Source organism: Streptomyces sp. NBC_00654 (assembly GCF_026341775.1).
Lineage (GTDB): Bacteria > Actinomycetota > Actinomycetes > Streptomycetales > Streptomycetaceae > Streptomyces.
Window position 1 is genome coordinate 468,985 of the sequence record NZ_JAPEOB010000002.1, and the last position, 16,240, is coordinate 485,224.

13 protein-coding genes and 3 pseudogenes are annotated in these 16,240 nt (G+C 70.4%); 9 read left to right on the plus strand and 7 right to left on the minus strand.

Going from position 1 to position 16,240, the window contains the following annotated elements; genetic code table 11:
- Positions 1-110: 110 nt before the first annotated feature.
- Positions 111-695, plus strand: coding sequence for a GNAT family N-acetyltransferase (locus OHA98_RS22270; RefSeq protein WP_266928498.1), 585 nt, complete (start codon positions 111-113; stop codon positions 693-695).
- Between the two features lie 203 nt (positions 696-898).
- On the opposite strand, the pseudogene OHA98_RS42745 reads toward OHA98_RS22270, so the two are convergent.
- Positions 899-988 (minus strand): annotated as a pseudogene (locus tag OHA98_RS42745) (IS5/IS1182 family transposase); the annotation flags it as partial.
- A 91-nt stretch (positions 989-1,079) separates the two neighbouring features.
- Between OHA98_RS42745 and hemC the strand changes: the two are divergent.
- On the plus strand, positions 1,080-2,015 hold the full coding sequence (gene hemC, locus OHA98_RS22275) for a hydroxymethylbilane synthase (RefSeq protein ID WP_266928499.1): 936 nt from the start codon (positions 1,080-1,082) through the stop codon (positions 2,013-2,015).
- A 56-nt stretch (positions 2,016-2,071) separates the two neighbouring features.
- Here the strand turns inward: hemC and OHA98_RS22280 are convergent, their stop codons facing one another.
- A complete protein-coding gene (locus OHA98_RS22280; protein WP_266928500.1) occupies positions 2,072-3,742 on the minus strand; it encodes an AMP-binding protein in 1,671 nt (556 codons plus the stop codon).
- A 315-nt stretch (positions 3,743-4,057) separates the two neighbouring features.
- Here OHA98_RS22280 and OHA98_RS22285 point away from each other — a divergent pair.
- Positions 4,058-4,251: pseudogene (locus OHA98_RS22285) on the plus strand (IS630 family transposase); the annotation flags it as partial.
- Between the two features lie 25 nt (positions 4,252-4,276).
- Here the strand turns inward: OHA98_RS22285 and OHA98_RS22290 are convergent.
- The 5 genes and pseudogenes from OHA98_RS22290 to OHA98_RS22310 all read right to left on the minus strand — a co-directional run.
- Complete coding sequence (locus OHA98_RS22290; RefSeq protein ID WP_266928501.1) at positions 4,277-4,924, minus strand: class I SAM-dependent methyltransferase; 648 nt, start codon at positions 4,922-4,924, stop codon at positions 4,277-4,279.
- Between the two features lie 181 nt (positions 4,925-5,105).
- Complete coding sequence (locus tag OHA98_RS22295; protein WP_266928502.1) at positions 5,106-6,371, minus strand: DUF418 domain-containing protein; 1,266 nt, start codon at positions 6,369-6,371, stop codon at positions 5,106-5,108.
- Positions 6,372-6,620: 249 nt separating this feature from the next.
- Positions 6,621-7,832, minus strand: coding sequence for an MFS transporter (locus OHA98_RS22300; protein ID WP_266928503.1), 1,212 nt, complete (start codon positions 7,830-7,832; stop codon positions 6,621-6,623).
- Positions 7,833-8,289: 457 nt separating this feature from the next.
- Positions 8,290-8,544 (minus strand): hypothetical protein, encoded by a 255-nt coding sequence (locus OHA98_RS22305; RefSeq protein WP_266928504.1) that lies wholly within the window; start codon positions 8,542-8,544, stop codon positions 8,290-8,292.
- Between the two features lie 150 nt (positions 8,545-8,694).
- Positions 8,695-8,858, minus strand: a pseudogene (locus tag OHA98_RS22310) (S41 family peptidase); the annotation flags it as partial.
- Positions 8,859-9,106: 248 nt separating this feature from the next.
- On the opposite strand from OHA98_RS22310, the gene OHA98_RS22315 reads away from it, so the two are divergent.
- The 6 genes from OHA98_RS22315 (at position 9,107) to OHA98_RS22340 (ending at position 16,205) form a co-directional block, all read left to right on the plus strand.
- The gene (locus OHA98_RS22315; protein WP_266928505.1) at positions 9,107-9,382 is read left to right on the plus strand and encodes a hypothetical protein; all 276 of its coding nucleotides are present in this window, start codon (positions 9,107-9,109) and stop codon (positions 9,380-9,382) included.
- Between the two features lie 871 nt (positions 9,383-10,253).
- A complete protein-coding gene (locus OHA98_RS22320; RefSeq protein ID WP_266928506.1) occupies positions 10,254-11,420 on the plus strand; it encodes an HAD family hydrolase in 1,167 nt (388 codons plus the stop codon).
- 2 nt (positions 11,421-11,422) lie between these two features.
- The gene (locus tag OHA98_RS22325) at positions 11,423-11,947 is read left to right on the plus strand and encodes a gluconate 2-dehydrogenase subunit 3 family protein (RefSeq protein WP_266928507.1); all 525 of its coding nucleotides are present in this window, start codon (positions 11,423-11,425) and stop codon (positions 11,945-11,947) included.
- Positions 11,944-13,614 (plus strand): GMC oxidoreductase, encoded by a 1,671-nt coding sequence (locus OHA98_RS22330; protein WP_266928508.1) that lies wholly within the window; start codon positions 11,944-11,946, stop codon positions 13,612-13,614. Before OHA98_RS22325 ends, OHA98_RS22330 begins: the two co-directional genes overlap by 4 nt.
- A gap of 88 nt (positions 13,615-13,702) precedes the next feature.
- A complete protein-coding gene (locus OHA98_RS22335; protein WP_266928509.1) occupies positions 13,703-14,911 on the plus strand; it encodes a hypothetical protein in 1,209 nt (402 codons plus the stop codon).
- A complete protein-coding gene (locus tag OHA98_RS22340; protein ID WP_266928510.1) occupies positions 14,904-16,205 on the plus strand; it encodes a hypothetical protein in 1,302 nt (433 codons plus the stop codon). Before OHA98_RS22335 ends, OHA98_RS22340 begins: the two co-directional genes overlap by 8 nt.
- Positions 16,206-16,240 lie beyond the last annotated feature (35 nt).

Sequence of the window (16,240 nt, forward strand, 5' to 3'; positions counted from 1 at the left end):
TGGTTGAAGACGTACACGATCTGCTGGTGGGCGATGCCTTGCCCGTAAGAGCCGGACCGGGATCGGATATTCGGTGTTCTGCCTGCCCATGAGGACACAAGATGGTGCGCATGACTTTGGCCACCCCCATACTGCACACCGCTCGCCTGCGACTGCGCCCCTTCACCGACGCCGACGCGGACTCCCTGTTCGCGCTGCACAGCAGCACCCACGTGATGCGCTATTGGGACTCCCCGCCGTGGAACGAACAGGCCCGCGCCGAGCGCTTCATCGCGATGTGCCGGAAGATGGAGGACGAAGGCACCGGGGCGCGGGTGGCCATCGACCGTGCTTCTGACGGAGCCTTCGTCGGCTGGTGCGGTCTGACCGGATGGAACCCGGAGTACCGCAGCGCGTCGTTGGGCTACTGCCTCGACGATGCGATGTGGGGCCATGGCTTCGCGACGGAGACCGCGCACGCCGTGCTGCAGTGGGCATTCGACGCACTGGACCTGAATCGGGTTCAGGCTGAGACCGATACGCGCAACGTGGCGTCTGCCCGGGTCCTGGAGAAGATCGGATTCGTGCGTGAAGGGACGTTGCGGGAAGACTGCGTCGTGAACGGCGAGGTATCCGACTCGTGGGTGTTCGGGTTGATCAGGCGAGAGTGGCGGCCGTCGGCCGTTCCGATTCCAGCCCACGAAGTGCGGCGTTAGTCCGTTCCTGGCACCGGCCGCGTCCCCGGGTTGGTCGGGGAGACCCTGACAGGCGAGACGTCCCAGGCGGGAGCGGGTGACGTTGATCGAAGGCTCGTCGGTGGGCAGCCCGAGCAGTTCGTGCGGGTCACGAACCCGGAAGATCCGCCCGGGATGCTCGTTGAAGGCGGTCACGACGCGCTGGTGGAGGGTGGCGGGCTCTGCGCATCCAGTCCCGTCGTCTCCTTCGGCACCCCCGCCGCGACGCGGACCGACCGGATGTCGATGATCACCAGGGGCGGGTCCTCTCCTCGCACGCCGTTCGTGGGCAGCGACCGGAGACCACCCGAATGACCAGCCGGATCTGGCGCTCAATTGCGGATATAGCTCCTTATCGTGAGCGTCATGTCACTCCCCAAACTGATCCGTATCGCCACCCGTGACTCGCCGATGGCCCTGGCCCAGGCGGAGCGCGTACGCAGCGGACTGGCCGCGCTGGCCCCTGATCTCACGACCGAACTCATTCCGGTCACCACGACCGGCGACACATGGCTCGGCGACCTCTCCGAGGTCGAGGGCAAGGGTGCGTTCACGAAGGAGGTCGACGCGGCCGTCCTGGCAGGCGAGGCCGACCTCGCGGTCCACTGCGCCAAGGACATCCCCGCCGACCGGCCACTGCCCGAGGGCATGGTCATCACCGGGTTCCTCAAGCGCGACGACATGCGCGACGCCCTCATCCATCCTGGCGGCCGCACCCTGAACGAACTCCCTCCGGGCAGCACGATCGGCACCTCGTCGGTCCGCCGCATCGCGCAGCTCGCGGCCTCGCACCCGCACCTGCGCTGCGTACCGCTGCGCGGCAACGCCAACCGCCGCCTGGACAAGCTCGCGGCGGGCGAGGCGGACGCGCTGCTGCTGTCCGTCTGCGGCCTGCAGCGCATCAACCGTACCGACGTGATCACCGAGATCCTGTCCCGCGAGACGATGTGTCCGCCCATCGGCGCGGGGGTCCTCGCCCTGCAGTGCCGTGAGGACGACTCCGCCACCATCGAGGCGGCCGGCGGTCTCAACGACCCTCGGACCTTCCGCGAGACCACAGCGGAGCGCATGCTCCTCCACATCCTCCAGGGGCACTGCAACAGCCCCGTCGCCGGCTACGCCACCTCCCACCGCAACGGGGATCTCTCTCTGCGCGCCAGCGTGTTCACCCCGGACGGCAAGACCGTCCTCAATGCCCACGAATGGGCCGGCCAGCTCGACCCGGCCACTCTGGGCACGTCCGTCGCCGTCGCGCTGCTGCGCCAGGGCGCACGGGACCTGATCGACAGCATCGCCCACTGATCCATCCGGTCACCGCACACGGGCGCACGCCGCCGGGATCGTCCGGCGGCGTGCGCCTATGCCGTCCTCAGCCGGTCCGCCAGGACGCCGCGGCGCACTTTGCCCAGTTCGGTCAGGGGAAACGCGGTGACCCTCTCGACCCTGACGGGCAGGTACGACTCGTGAAATCCGTATCGGGCCGTCAGATGGTCGCGCAGGGCGCACAGATCGGGAAGGACGGAAGCGACGACAACGGCACACGGGACCTCGTGGCCGTCGGCGTCCGTCCAGGGCACCAGCACCACGTCCCGGACGCCGGGGTACGTGAGCAGCGCATGCTCCACGTCGGCGACCGGGATCAACCACCGGTCGCCGATGCGTTCGGCGACCCGCCCCACGAAGCGCAGCCCGCCCTCACCGTCGTGGCTCATCAGGTCACCGGTGTCCAGCCAGCCGTCGTCACACATCGGCGACCAGAGCACCTGGCGGGTGTCCCGGTCAAGGGTGGCCAGGCACACCTGCGGCCCGCGCACCTCCAGCCGGAAGACATGCCGCACCCCTTCTTCCGCTGGAACGGCCCCCGCCCCGGTCCCGGCGCCGGTCCCGTATGCGGGTCTCAGCCGGATCTCCGCCGATGCGTGAGGTACACCGATACTCCGGCCCGCCCTGTGCGGAGGATCGGCCGGGCCGGTGGAGATGAGGCTGCTGGTCTCCGTCATCCCCCAGGTGTTGAGCACCACCGGACACAGCGTCTCCCGTGCCGCCGCCAGGAGTACGGGCGGCAGCGGGCCGGCCAGGCTGTGGACAACACGCAGCCGGGACAGGTCGCGCGGGCGGCGGCGCTGTTCGTCGGTGAGGGTGCGCAGCTTCCTGGGCGAGGTCCGCACATGGGTGACACCGGTCTCCGCGATGAGGTCGAGCCACCGGCCCGGGTCGCGGCAGTCGCTGTAGAGGGCGGGTACCCGCAGATCGAGGGTGCGCATGAGCTGGCGGAACCCGCTGGAGTGGTTCAGCCCTCCGGTCGTCGCGCATACGGAACGACCGGAGCCGCAGGCCTGCCCCCGGTCGTACAGACCTGCCAGGAGCGTGTTCGAGCTGTGCGCCACCACGTGGCTCCGGCCGGTCGTTCCCGAGCTGAACAGCAGCGCGCACACGTCGTCGGGCGCGAGCGGTTCGCCGGGCCCGGCCGCCGCCGTCCGCTCACCGTCGAAGCTCCCCCGCAGGCTCACCGCACCGGTGTCGGCCGCGTCGCCGATGACGATACGGTGCCGCAACCGCGGGAGCCGGCCCGCCTGTTCGGCAAGCACGCGCGCGTGGGCGACACCACCCCACTCGTCCGGTACGGCACACGCGACCGCTCCGGTGGCGGCGAGCACCCGCTCCGTCTCGTACGGGCCGAACAGCAGCGGCAACGGAGCCACGACCGCGCCCGCCCGCAGGCAGGCGACCATCAACACCGCCGTCTCCCACCAGGACGGAAGCCGGCAGGCCACCACATCGCCGCGCCGTACCCCGAGCCCGCGCAGCGCCTCGGCGACAGCGTCGGCCCGCACGTCGAACTCCGCGAACGTCAGGCTGATCAGCCTGTTCTCGCACCGTCTCCAGGTGAGCAGGGCGGTGCCTCCGGGGTCCTGCCGTGCGGCGTCGCGCAGGCTGTCGGAGAAGGTCGTACCGCGCCACCAGCCCTGTTCGCGGTAGCGGCGGGCGGTGTCCGGGGCCGGCCCGACCGCATCCAATACAGCTCTCACAGAACAACCCCAGGCTTCGTCATCCGCTCGCTACTGAAGCGCGGATGGCTCCTTCGTTTCAGATGGGTGCCCATTCACTCAGGCCGGAGCCATGCGCCGGCCCGCGACACCGCCCGCCGAAGGACTCCGGCGCGATGGATCACCCGTTCACCTGTACCCCGTGAAGGTGACCGGCCGAATCCCGGCAGCGTGGACGCGGTCTGTGTGTGGTGCGCGGCGCCGCTCGGCACCGAGTCGGGCGAACGGCCGCGGAGAACAGCGGGTCACCCACCGAGCTCGGCCAGCCCTTCACCCGCTGGTCGGTCCGCAAACGAGAAGGGCGCCGCGAACACGCTGGCCGCTCTGAGGTCGATCCGGGCGGCCCGCCCGGACGGCGCCCCCATCTACGTGATCTTGGACAATCCATCCGCCCACAAGGGCGAGAAGATCCGGCGCTGAAAGAACCCGCCCGAGTCCGGCGCGAGAAGGGCATCCGCTGGGGCGGACGCCCACTCACAGCCGCTGCCTGACCCGGCGAACCATCTCGTGAAATAGCTAGTTCTTGGCCGCCAGCAATTGCAGCTCCTGGAATTGCCGCTTGTCGGTTGGCTTCGGCTCGCACAGCACCCGGGCGATCTCGCTCACGCCGACATCGCGCAGCAGCCCCGCCAGATGGTCGGGCGACCAGCGATGGGCCGTCATTACCGAGTGGTCGAAGGACTGCGTCGGGATCGCGGAGTCGTCGGTGGCGAAGCAGCTGATCAGCAGGTGGCCCCCAGGGGCCAGGACCCGGGCGAACTCCGCGACCACGGTCGGGAGGTCCTGTGGTGGGATGTGGATGATCGAGGATCGCGAAAGTACCCCGCCCAGCGCGCCGTCCGCGATGTTGAGCGCGGCCATCGAGCCCACCTCGAACCGCAGCTCCGGGTTGGCCTCCCGAGCCAGCCCGATCATCGCGGGCGACGCGTCGACACCGAAGGCACGCAGTCCCAACCGCCCCAGATGAGCAGTGATATGCCCAGGCCCGCAGCCCACATCCGCAACCTCGCCGTCACCACCAGCGCGTACCGACTCGGCGAACGCGGCGAGCAGCGCACGCTCCAGCGGCCGGTCGCGCAGAGTGTCGGTGAAGTGCTGTGCGTAGCGCGTGGCGACGGCGTCGTAGGCATCACGGGTGGCGGGGAGGGAGTCCAGTTCGACCATTCCGGGAATGTAGCGGGTGCCACTGACACGGGCAGCGCCCGGATCGACGCGACCCGCATCGTGGTCAGGCAAGTCTGGCCTGGTGCCGTGTGAGGGGGGATCACCACACGGTGGACCTCTCTGGTCACGGCACTAAGCACCTTTCCTCTTGCGGCCGGTCAGGAATCAATGGGCGGGAGAATCACGGGCGGGGTGACCCGGTCGCACCCTGCGAGCGCCACGTCGGTATCGACAGCGTCGTCCAGGCGCGCAGCAGCCACTCCAGCGGGCCGTAGGCGTGGTGCCGCAGCCACCATCGGCTGGCGACCGTCTGCGCGGCGAACAGGACCAGGGCGATACCCGCGACGCCGATGGGCGCGACGCGGCCGACCAGCGCGGCCCCGAAGCCGGTGAAGATCAGGGCGCAGACCAGGGACTGGCCGAGGTAGTTGGTCAGCGACATCCGTCCCGCCGGCGCGAGCGTGGTGACCACGGCCCGGCCGTAGCGGCCATGAGCGAGGCGCAGCACGGTCGCCGCGTAGGCGGCGGCGAGCAGCGGGGCGGTGACGATGTCGAGGCCGAGGGCGAAGAGCTGGTACGCGGTCCCGGGGTGGTTCCGGCTCGCGTCCGCGTAGACGATGCCGCCGAGCAGCCCGACCGTGAATCCGGCCCACTGGAGCCGGCGCAGAAGCTTCAGGTGACGGTCGGGGTCCGCGAGGGCCCGTCGGCGCCCGGCCGCCAGGCCCAGCAGGAAGGCGGCGAGCGCGGACGGCGCCTGGAAGAAGGCCAGCAGGAGGACGACGTCCGGCAGTTGCTCCAGGTGCGCACCTATGACGGATCCCGGTCCGCCGCGCAGGGCCTCGGTCGCCTGTGCCGCGGCGGAGGCCGCGGACGGGGAGGTGCCGCCGTCCCCGCCCGCCTGACCGACGGCCAGTGCGAGGAGCCCGAATCCGATGGCGGCGACCGCCAGCAACGCGATGGCGATCCGCACCGCCGTGCGGGGCCGGACACGGCGCAGCGCGAACAGGATCAGGCCGAGGACGGCGTACAGGGTGAGGATGTCGCCGGGAAAGAGCACCACGGCGTGTACGACGCCGATCACGAACAGGCCGGTCAGGCGGCGCAGGAAGCGTGGTGCGAACCGGGCGCCGCGCCGCTCGGCCGAGTCGATCTGCAACGTGAAGCTGTAGCCGAAGAGGAACGAGAACAACAGGAAGAACTTGGCCTCGAAGAAGACCGCCACCAGTCCGCGGACGACCTCGCTCGGCGGGCCGCCGAGACCGGGGTCCTCCAGGCCGGTGCCGTGGTAGGCGGAGGCCATGTAGGTGATGTTGACCATCAGGATGCCGAACAGCGCGAAGCCGCGCAGCGCGTCGACCTGCGCCAGCCTCGCGCCGCCGCTCTGCTTCCGCTCCGCTGCCGTGGGGACGGGGCGCGAGGGGTTCTCCGTACGCGACCGGACTCTCATCGGACTCCAAACCATCGAAACCAAAACGATCGCTGCCGATACGAGCGTACTACGTTCAGCGGTAGAGGTCGGACATACGGAGGCGCACGACGGCATGACCGACCAGCAGGTCCGGCTGCGCATCAAACACCTGGTTACCGAGGGCCAGTTCACCCAGGAGGGCGGGGACGCAAAGCCGTACTGCGGGCCATGGCCGCCGGTGCGACCGCGGCCATCGCCCCCCGCCCCCCGGCCCGTAACGCCCGCTGATCAGCCGTTCTCGCAGCGATCGGGAGCGGGAACCGCCGACAGCTCGATCCCGCGCAGCCCTGTGAACGGCACGGCGGAGGCGAGCGCGAGGGCGATCATTCCCATGAGCAGCAGGGCGAGCCAGGCGCCGGAGTCGTCGATGACGACTCCGGCCGCCGCCGACGCGAGCGATGCGCCGAGGTTCACGGAGGTGTTGATCCAGGTCGACGCTTCCGTCCGGCCGGCTTCCGGGACGATGGTGTCGGCGATGAGGTACCCGGTGATGAGCGACGGAGCGAGGCAGAGGCCGAGAAGAGCGAGGCCCGCACCGAAGAGAACGAGCGTGTCCAGCTGGGACACGAACACCGCCGCGAGTCCCATGCCGACGCACAGGACGAACAGCCTCTTCGCGATTCCCGACTTGAGCTTCAACTGCCCGTAGAGGACCCCGCCGAGAGCACTTCCCCCGGCGAGGGCCGCCAGGAGCCAGCCCGAGGCCGGGACGGCATCATGCTGCGCGGCGACCGCCGGCGCCGCGATCTCCGCGACGCCGAGTACACCGCCGACACCCAGCAGGACGACCAGTACCCTGGCGAATCCCGGCCGGCGCAGCGGACGATCACCGCGCGTGCCACCCCCTCCTGTCCCGCGCAGCGCCCCCGACGACGCGCTGGACGTCATCGCCGCGGTGCCGAGGAGAACCGCGGCCGCGGTCACCCAGAGCCCGACGCCGGGCGAGCCGGCCACGATGACCGCGGTGATGATGACGGGACCACCGACGAAGAGCAGCTCCTCGCAGACCGCGTCGATACTGAACGCCTTTGTCCGCTGGTCACCGGCCGTGGTGAGCGATGCCCAGATCATGCGCATCGCCGCTCCCAGAGGCGGCGCCGTCAGGCCGACCACCGCGCTGAGAACCAGGAACCAGACAGCCGCGGTTCCCTCCGCGTCCGCGATGAGCGCGAGCGCGACGAACCCTGCGGCCTGTCCCGACGCCATGGTGGTGAGCGCGGTTCGCTGACCGAAACGGTCGACGGCCCGAGCACGCCAGGGGGCGGCGACGACATTGGCGATACCGAACACGGCTGTCGCGAAACCGGCCTGTGTGTACGAACCCGTACTGTCCTGGACGGCGAGGAGGAGGGCCAGACCGCCCATCGCGAGAGCGGACCGGCCGATCAGGGCGGGGAGGAAGGCGCGAAGCGCGCCGGGAAGGAGAAGAACTGCGAGCACGAAGAAGCTCCGTTGATGCGCGACCGGCGTTGCGCGCGGTCGCCGGGATCCGACGGTTGCCAAGGTCCGGAGGGCGTGAAGAAGCACACCCTCGACGGATCAGAACCTGGGCGGGAGAGACCCAGGACCGTCAGATGAACATCACGATGAACATCCCAGAAGGCTAGCACGCCCTCTCCGCGCGGCGCCGGGGCGATTCTCGTGCCCGTGGCCCACCCGGGGTGACGTCCGAGCCGACCGCGGCGATTCCACGCCCGTGACCCCATCCACCGGCGAACCCCGCCTCCGTGGTGCCGCCGCGGCCACCGCCGGACCGGCACGAGCCGCACACTGCGGCGGCAGCGGTGCGGTGGGACGCGGCTCGTCCGGCGACCGGGGCCAGGGACGGTGGAGACGTGCGCGGGCCCTGCCGGGGTGTCCGGCAGGGCCCGCCCCGCACACCGGTCGGATCAGCGGATCACTCGACCCGCGTCCCCCGGTAGCCCACCGGCCCCTCTCCGGGGAACTGGGCGGACCCATGGAACGAGCTGCCGCCGTCGAAGAAGGTGACGCTGCCGTTTCCCGCGTCGCTGGACCAGGTGACGGTCGTGCCGGTGGAGGGAGCACCGTCCGCGGGAACGACCTCTGCGCGGTTGGCCAGGGAGAGCGTGAGCGGCTCGTCCGGCTGCCACCCTCCCCCGCCAGTGTGAATCTCGGTCTCGTACGTAGCCATGTCCGCTCCTTGCTCCTCGGTTCGGCCAGCACGGTTCGAAGGACTGCTGTGCTGCCCCCACCAGAGTCAGACGTTCGGGCACCCGCATCCCCAACAACCGGACACAAACCACACCTTCGGCTGGTCCCCCGGGCCTCGTGGCATGTCGGCGTCGGACAGTCGGTACGTCGCGTTTCCCGTAGGGACGCCATGGGTCGGCTCACCGAAGAGCCGCGTATCCGGGCGCGCCCTGAAGGCCACCACGATCGCTCCCCCGCACTCGCTGTCCGGTTGCCGGTCAAGAGAGCGACCGGCGGGGTCCTTTGGGCGTCGGGCCGGCTGCCGCCCCAGCCGGCCAGCATACAGCTTCCCTGGGAGGGGAAACGTTCGGGACGGCAGTCGGCCTGTCCGTCACCGGCCCCGTCCGGGATGCTGAAGGCCAGGCTAGACAGGGAGGCAGACGGTGTATACGGAACCTATGGCGCGAGCCGTTGTGGAACCAGCAGTACTCAAGCTGATACGGCAATACCCCCGTGGCAGGTCGTTCGCCACGACGGTCACATTCGGCGGGGACGACTTCAGCATGTGCGCCCACATACGGGTGCGGTGGGCGGCACCCGGGCAGGTGGAGATCGCGCTGGCCTGTTGGGTCGTCAACATGGACACCGCGCGCTACTTCGGTGACAACCCACCTGCCAGGGACGAGATGCGCCTGCCACCGGAAGGCACAGCGGAGTGGGACGAGGAGCTGACCGGCCGGGTGATCGGCCACCTCGCAGCCCGTATGAAAGCGCCGGCCACCGCCCTGCCGACCCCCGACGAACACCTCACCATCACCGTGCCTCTCGTGCTGACGTAGTCCGGTCGAAGGGTCGGCCACGCAACGCCCGGGGGCGCCCCGGCCCGGCCCCGGGGGCCCCGGCCCGGACCGCACACACGCCCACCGGGCCATCGCCGCCCTCGTCTCCCGACCGCGCCGCCCAGCGGTCCCCCCGGCACAGGACGCGTACCGGACCCGTGCCCGTCCGCACGACGGCCCGCTGAATCACCCACCGGCCAACTCCCCAGGCCGACACGCCTCATGATCAATCGCGGGCAGCCCGTTACTCGATGGTCAGCGTGAAGAACCTGACAGTGGGCGGGAAGGGGGATACCCGACGCGCTCAGGGCGGTGACGCGGCGCGGCCTCGCCGTTCCCCCAGCCAAGTGGCGGCGGCGCCGGTCGAGGGCGACCATGGTTGAGGGGATGACGCCATGAAGGTATTCATCTCCTGATCCGGAGATCTGAGCGAAGAAATCGGGCGGATCCTCACCGACAGCGCTCCGGCGGAGCAGCCGCCGATCAGCGGCCCCGAGAGTGCGAGCGGCTCAAGACTCGGCCACCCGCACTGCTTGCGAGCCTCATGCGCTGCTGCGTGTCGGGGCGGTCGAGGAGGCAGGCGCGCCGGCAACCGGACGCCCTCGTCTCCCCCGGTGCACGGTGCTCGGTGCGCGGTGCGCGGTGCTCGGTGTTCGGCGCAGGACGCCGACGTACGCACATTTCGCGCACGGACACAGCGCGCACCGGCACAGCGCGTACGGGCAGCCATGACGATCTCAGCGGGTCGCCCGGGAGAACCGGTGCGCCCCATGCTCTCCGGAACGCAGACCGGCGCCCCGCCCCACGACGGCGCGTCCGGGTCGCATGTACACCGCGGTCGCATGTACACCGCCAGGGAAGGGGCCGACCCATGCCTGCCACCACCGTCGACTGCGACGTGGTCTTCTTCGACCTGCGCGACACTCTCGGAGACGTCGACCGGCCCGGTCATCTCGCGTTGTATCGGCCCAGCACCGAGAAGTTGCTCGACGCCATGCGGGATCTGGTGGGACTGCGGGTCGGCGTGATCACCAACCTGCCCGCGGAGGTCAGCGCCGAGCAGGGACATCGGATGATCGCCGAGGCCGTCGTCACCGAACACAACGGCAGCGTCGTCCACCTCGCCGACATCCTGGACCCTCAAGGCATCGTGATCAACCACGAGGCCAAGCTGGACAAGCCCGATCCCGCCATCTACCGATTCGCGGCCGATCAGATGCGCGTACCGATCGAGCGGTGCCTGTTCGTCGGGGAGAACCTCATCGAAGTCCTCGCCGCCCAGGCGGCCGGTATGCGAGGCCTGCTCAAGCCGTCGCCACCCGGCAAGGAATTCCAGCCCGCGGTGATCACGCGCCACGGGATGTCGGTCCGCGACAGTGGCCGTGCTTTCGAGGAGGTCCTCAAACAGGAGCATCTGCTCGGCGAACGCATCTTCGCGTGTGGCAGCCGAATCGTCAAAGCACTCGACTCGGTGCACCGGGCACAGGACATTCCGCCGGAAGTGCGCACCGCGATGGGGATGTTCGTCTACACGCTCACCAACTTCGCGGACCAGGCGCACCTGAAGGCCGAGGAAGCGATCGTGCCACTGGCCGTCGCGCGCGGCATGCCGCCCGAGCATGCCCGCTGGATGTTCGACCAGCACGACCAGGCCCGCGCCTATTGGGAGGCGATCCGCGTCGCCTGGCAACGGATCCAGAACGGCGACCCCGGCGACGTGTCCTACGCGATCTCCGACTTCCGCCGCTGCACGGAGGGCTTCGTCCTGCTCTTCCGGTCGCATGCGGTGCGCGAGAACGACGAGCTGTATCCGGAGCTGGGCCGCTACCTCACCGACGCGGACGACGCGACCGTGCTCGGCATCGTCCGCCACACCGGCCCGCCGGACATCGGCCCCTACGCGGCGATCGTCGGCGCGACGGAAGAGGCGCTCGACAACGCGGACAGCCCGGACGACGCGCACGGCACGGACGGGGCGGACGGGGCGGACAGGACGGACGGGGCGGACGGGGCGACCCGGATCGCCGGAAAGGGCTGACCATGTGGATCCTCCGACCGCCCGACACCAGCGGTTTCGACACGGACCAGCGGCAAACCGTGGAGGTGCTCTTCGACGCGATCCTGCCCGGCGGCGCCCGGCGGCCCGGCGCGGCCGACGCCGATGCCGCCGAATACGTCGACCGGCTCCTGGCCATGGGCCCCGGGACGCATCCGGAGATTCCGGCGTGGCGCCTGGCCTACCCGGTGCTGCTCGCCGCTCTCGACACCGCCGCGCGACAGGCGCACGCCGGACGCGGCGTCACCGCACTCGACCGGGCCGAGGCCACCGTGCTGCTGCGCGACCTGGCTGCGGGGACCCTGCCCGACTGGCCCGCAGACGCTCTCGCCCAGCCGGCCGCGTTCGCCCTGCTGCGGGCCCACTGCATCGAGGGCTGCTTCGGGGACCCGCGCTGGGGCGGCAACCACGAAGCGGTGATCTGGCGCTGGTACGGCTATCTCACACCGGCCGAACCGTTCACCCGCCCCACCGTCCTGACCGCCGGCCGGCCCGGGGAGGGCTCATGACCGCCACGACCGACGCACCCGGCGCATACGACGTGATCGTCGTGGGAGCCGGCGCGGGCGGCGGCACCGCGGCCCGCGTGCTCACCGCGCGAGGACGCCGCGTCGCCGTGCTGGAGAAGGGCCCGCTCCCGGCATCCGACGATTTCCTTCCGTACGACGAACTCCACTTCCATACGCACAAGACACTCATCCCGCACCGCGACACCGACCCCAACATCTACATGGCCGGCCCGGCCCAGGACCGGCCCACCCGGGTCGAGCGCTGGTGGAACGTCAACATGGCCGGCGGCGCGACGAACGTGTGGGACGCCAACGTGCCCCGCTACACCGAGGAGGACTTCCGCGTCCTGGACCACCTGCATGACGTGCCGCCCGACGCGGACATGGTGAACTGGCCGTGGAGCTATCGCGAGTTCGAGCCGTGGTTCGAGCGGGCCGAGTACGAATGGGGCGTCTCCGGGCGGGCCCGGCAGTCCCCCGCTCAGGAACCGATCCGGTCCGGATACGACTACGCGATGCCGCCGCTGCGCCCGCACGCGGCCGTGCCGTTCCTCACCGAGGCGTTCGGCCGCGCCGGAATGCGGCCCTACCTCGGGCCCCGCGCCATCAACTCCCGGGTGTACGACGGCCGTCCGGCCTGCTCGTTCTGCGGCTTCAACCAGTTCTTCGGCTGCGCTCTCAACTCACGGGCCTCGGCGCTGAACACGGTGCTCCAGCGTGCCTTGGCCACCGGCCGGTGCGACCTGCTGACCGGACACTGCGTGACCCGGCTCGTCCATGAGAACGGGCGGGTGCGCGGCGTGATGTACCGCACCGAGCCCGGCGGGCCCGAACGGTTCCTTGGGGCGTCCCAGGTGGTGGTGTCCATCCAGACCATCGAGTCGGCGCGGCTGTTCCTCGTGTCGCAGGTGCCCGACCCCAACCGGATGATCGGCCACTATCTGACGTATCACACCCACGGGAACGCCGAACTCACCTTCCCGCTCCAGCCCGTGTGGACCGGCGGCGGCGACCGACAGCCCTCCACCGCGATCGGCTCACTGCAGCTGCGCGACCTGTACGTGGTCGACGACCCCGCCACCCCGGTCACCAAGGCCGGCAAGTTCTCCGTGTACGACCCCTACACGTGTGTGCCGCCGGTCCGGCTCGTGAAGGGCGCCGCGCTCGGACCCGGCCGCGGCGGTCTGTGGGGCGAGGACCTGTACACCTACCTCGACGAACTGCGGCACCAGGGCGGCGTCTACTTCTCCTTCACGGGCGAGGCGCTCTCCCTGTACGACAACCGGGTCGAACTCGACCCCGACGTCACCGATCCGTGGGGCATGCCCGCCGCCCGGATCTGGTACCGGCACCACAGCTACGACCTGGCCGCGGCCCGCTACGCCATCGATCGTGTGGTGCGGGTGATGGGGGAAGCGGGCGGCGAGCTGCGCGGCTACGACGTTCCCGGCGCGGAGAACCCCGGCTACGGACACGTACAGGGCACACTGCGCGCCGGCACCGATCCCGACGCCTCCGTACTCGACGAGAACTGCCAGTCGCACACCGTCTCCGGACTCTATGTCCTCGACTGCGCGTTCATGCCGACCGCCGGTGCCTCGAACCCCACCCTCACGCTCCTCGCCAACGCCTACCGGGTGTGCGAGCAGCTCCCTGACCCCGGCTGAGGCGCAGGTCCTCGACGAGCCACCGGCACACCGAGCGACCCGCACACCGGCTCCGGGCGAACCGGGAATCGATTCGAAAGGCAGCATCATGGACACCCTCGACGAGCGAGTCGACATCGCCCGCGCACTGCTGTCCGCCGGGGTAACCCAGGCGGACCTCGAACTGTCGCCCGACCTGGCCGCGGCGCCGGAAGGCCCCGTCCTCGCCGCCGATCTCGGGATCGTCTTCCCCGACGGGCTCGCGCCCGTCCCTCAGCCGTTCGACGTCGAGCCGTCCCCCGACGCCGCGCTGCCTCGCGCGGACATCGTCGTGATCACCTGGACCGTCGCCGAACAGAACGCCCTCGCGGATGTGTTCACCCAGGGATTCGGGCGGCTGCGCTGGTATCGGTACACACGCCGCTTCGAGGAGCACTACCGGCCGCTGATCAGAGGCGGAGCGCCCTCGCTCTCCGCCCGCCCACCGCGCCTGGGCTCGTACTTCCCCGTCAAGCTCGGCGACCTGGACGTGCTGTGCGTGAAGTCCGAACTCCACCTCAATCAGGACGGTCTCAAGACCGGTGAAGGCACCGCCACCCTGCCCGTCCGGGACTTCTTCGAGCAGATCATCGAGGAGGTCCGGCCGCGGGTGATCGCCACCATCGGCACCTCGGGCAGCGTCTTCGGCGAGTTCCCCCTGGGCGATGTGGTGGTCACACGCGCGGCGAAGTTCCGCTGCCAGAAGGAGTTTCGCAACGATGAGTTCAACGGCCGCGCGTTCCAGTGCGACTGGAGCCTCCCGCTCGGCCGCATCGACGAGGCGCAGAAGATGATGCGCGGCTTCTCCGACCGGCTCACCGAACCGCCGTTCGGCCCGCCGTCCACCCGCTTCCCCTTCGTCGGACCGCTGCTCGTGCCGCCCGACAACGAGCCGACCGTCCGCATCGAGCAGGGCGCCCGGGACATGCCCGAGTTCCACCCGATCCTGACCACCGACTACTTCGAGTACGGCACGTCCACGAACGGCCTGGAACAGGAGGGGGCAGCCGTCGAGATGGGCGACGCGGCGCTCGGGCTGGCCTGCGCCGACCTCACCGACGCGGGTTCGGACCACGTGCCCGACTGGGTGGTGGTCCGTAACATGTCCGACCCCCAGATCAACGGCGAACTCCCCACTCGCGAGTTCCGTCTCAACCAGCAGACCATGTGGGCGGTGGCCTACTACGAGGCGTACGGCTACTGGACCAGCGTCTGCGGCGCGCTCACCACCTGGGGCCTGCTCGCGGGAGTCTCCGAGGCGGGCTTCGACCATGCCTGACCCGCCGGCCGTCACCCGGCTCCCCATCGAGGTCGAGCTGCTGTTCGAGCTGATGCCGTGCAATGCGCTGCGCACCTCGCAGTACGCCGGACCAGGAGCCCATCCGTGCGCGTACTTCCGCTCGTGGGGTACGTATCACTCGTACGACTACGACGCCGACGGGCCGCCGCCGGACGCCTCGATCGTGCGGCCCTCGCACTACACGGGCCGGATGACCCCGCTGCCGGAACCGCTGTCCGGTTGCCGCAAGGCCCCGATCCTCGCCGTCGGCATCAACCCCAACCTCCCGGGCTGGTGGCCCGACAGCCACGGCTCGCTCACCCCCGACTTCGACTCCGTGCGCCAGTACGCGCACTACTTCCGGCACCGAGGGGTGTTCAAGCCCGAGCTGCCCGAGGACGCGTACCGCGCCTTCGGCGGCGGACCCGACGACGATCCCCTGGCCGGGGTCCCGCTGAGCGTTCCCGAGGACGCGCAGGGCCGCCACGGGATCCCGGTCCGCGAACAGCCGCAGCGCATGTACCTCGTCTACCAGCGACTGCTGGACGCCCTCGGCGCCGAACTGGGCCTCGACCGGGGCACGCTCGCCGTCGGCGAGGATCTGTCGTACGGCAACATGGTCGCCTGCGCCTCGGCCAAGTGGACCACCCGTAGCGATCCGGACGACCCCCGTCTTCCGCCGATGACCGACGACCAGCGCGTCGGGATCGTCGGTGAGTGCTTCCGCACCCGCCGCCATCTGCTGCGCCAGATGTTCCAGTCGCTGCCGGCCGTGATCCTCGTGCTCGGACAGAGCACCGCCAACGCGTTCACCGGCGAACTCGGCGACCGCCTGGCGCCGGTCCCGGCTCCGGACACCCCCATGGCGCAGCTGATGGCGACCGAGATCCGGCTCACCTACGGCACCCTCGACGACGGCGAGGAACTCGACGCCCGGGTGCTCTTCGCCCCGCATCCCACCGGGCACCCCGACGACTACGCGCGGGCCCGGCCGCTGCTCGTCGAACAGCTCCTGCACGAGGCCCGCTCCGGCCGGCTGGCTCAGGACGAACGCATCGGGCACCTGACGCGCCCCCGCGGCTCGTGCTCCTTCTGTCCGCTGCTCGACATCGGCCCGTGCCCGTACGCCGAGGTGCTCACACCGCTCCCGGGCGGCGGCCCCGCCCTGCTCGCCGACGGAACAGCGCCCGGCGGGGCGGAGAAACGCACCCAGCTGCGGCTGCTCGACGGGATCACCGAGCGGGCCGCACCCGTCGCCGAGGTCTGGGCACACACCGACGACCGGGAGGACTGACACCGAAGCGCCCCATCAGTGCCACCACCCTCCGA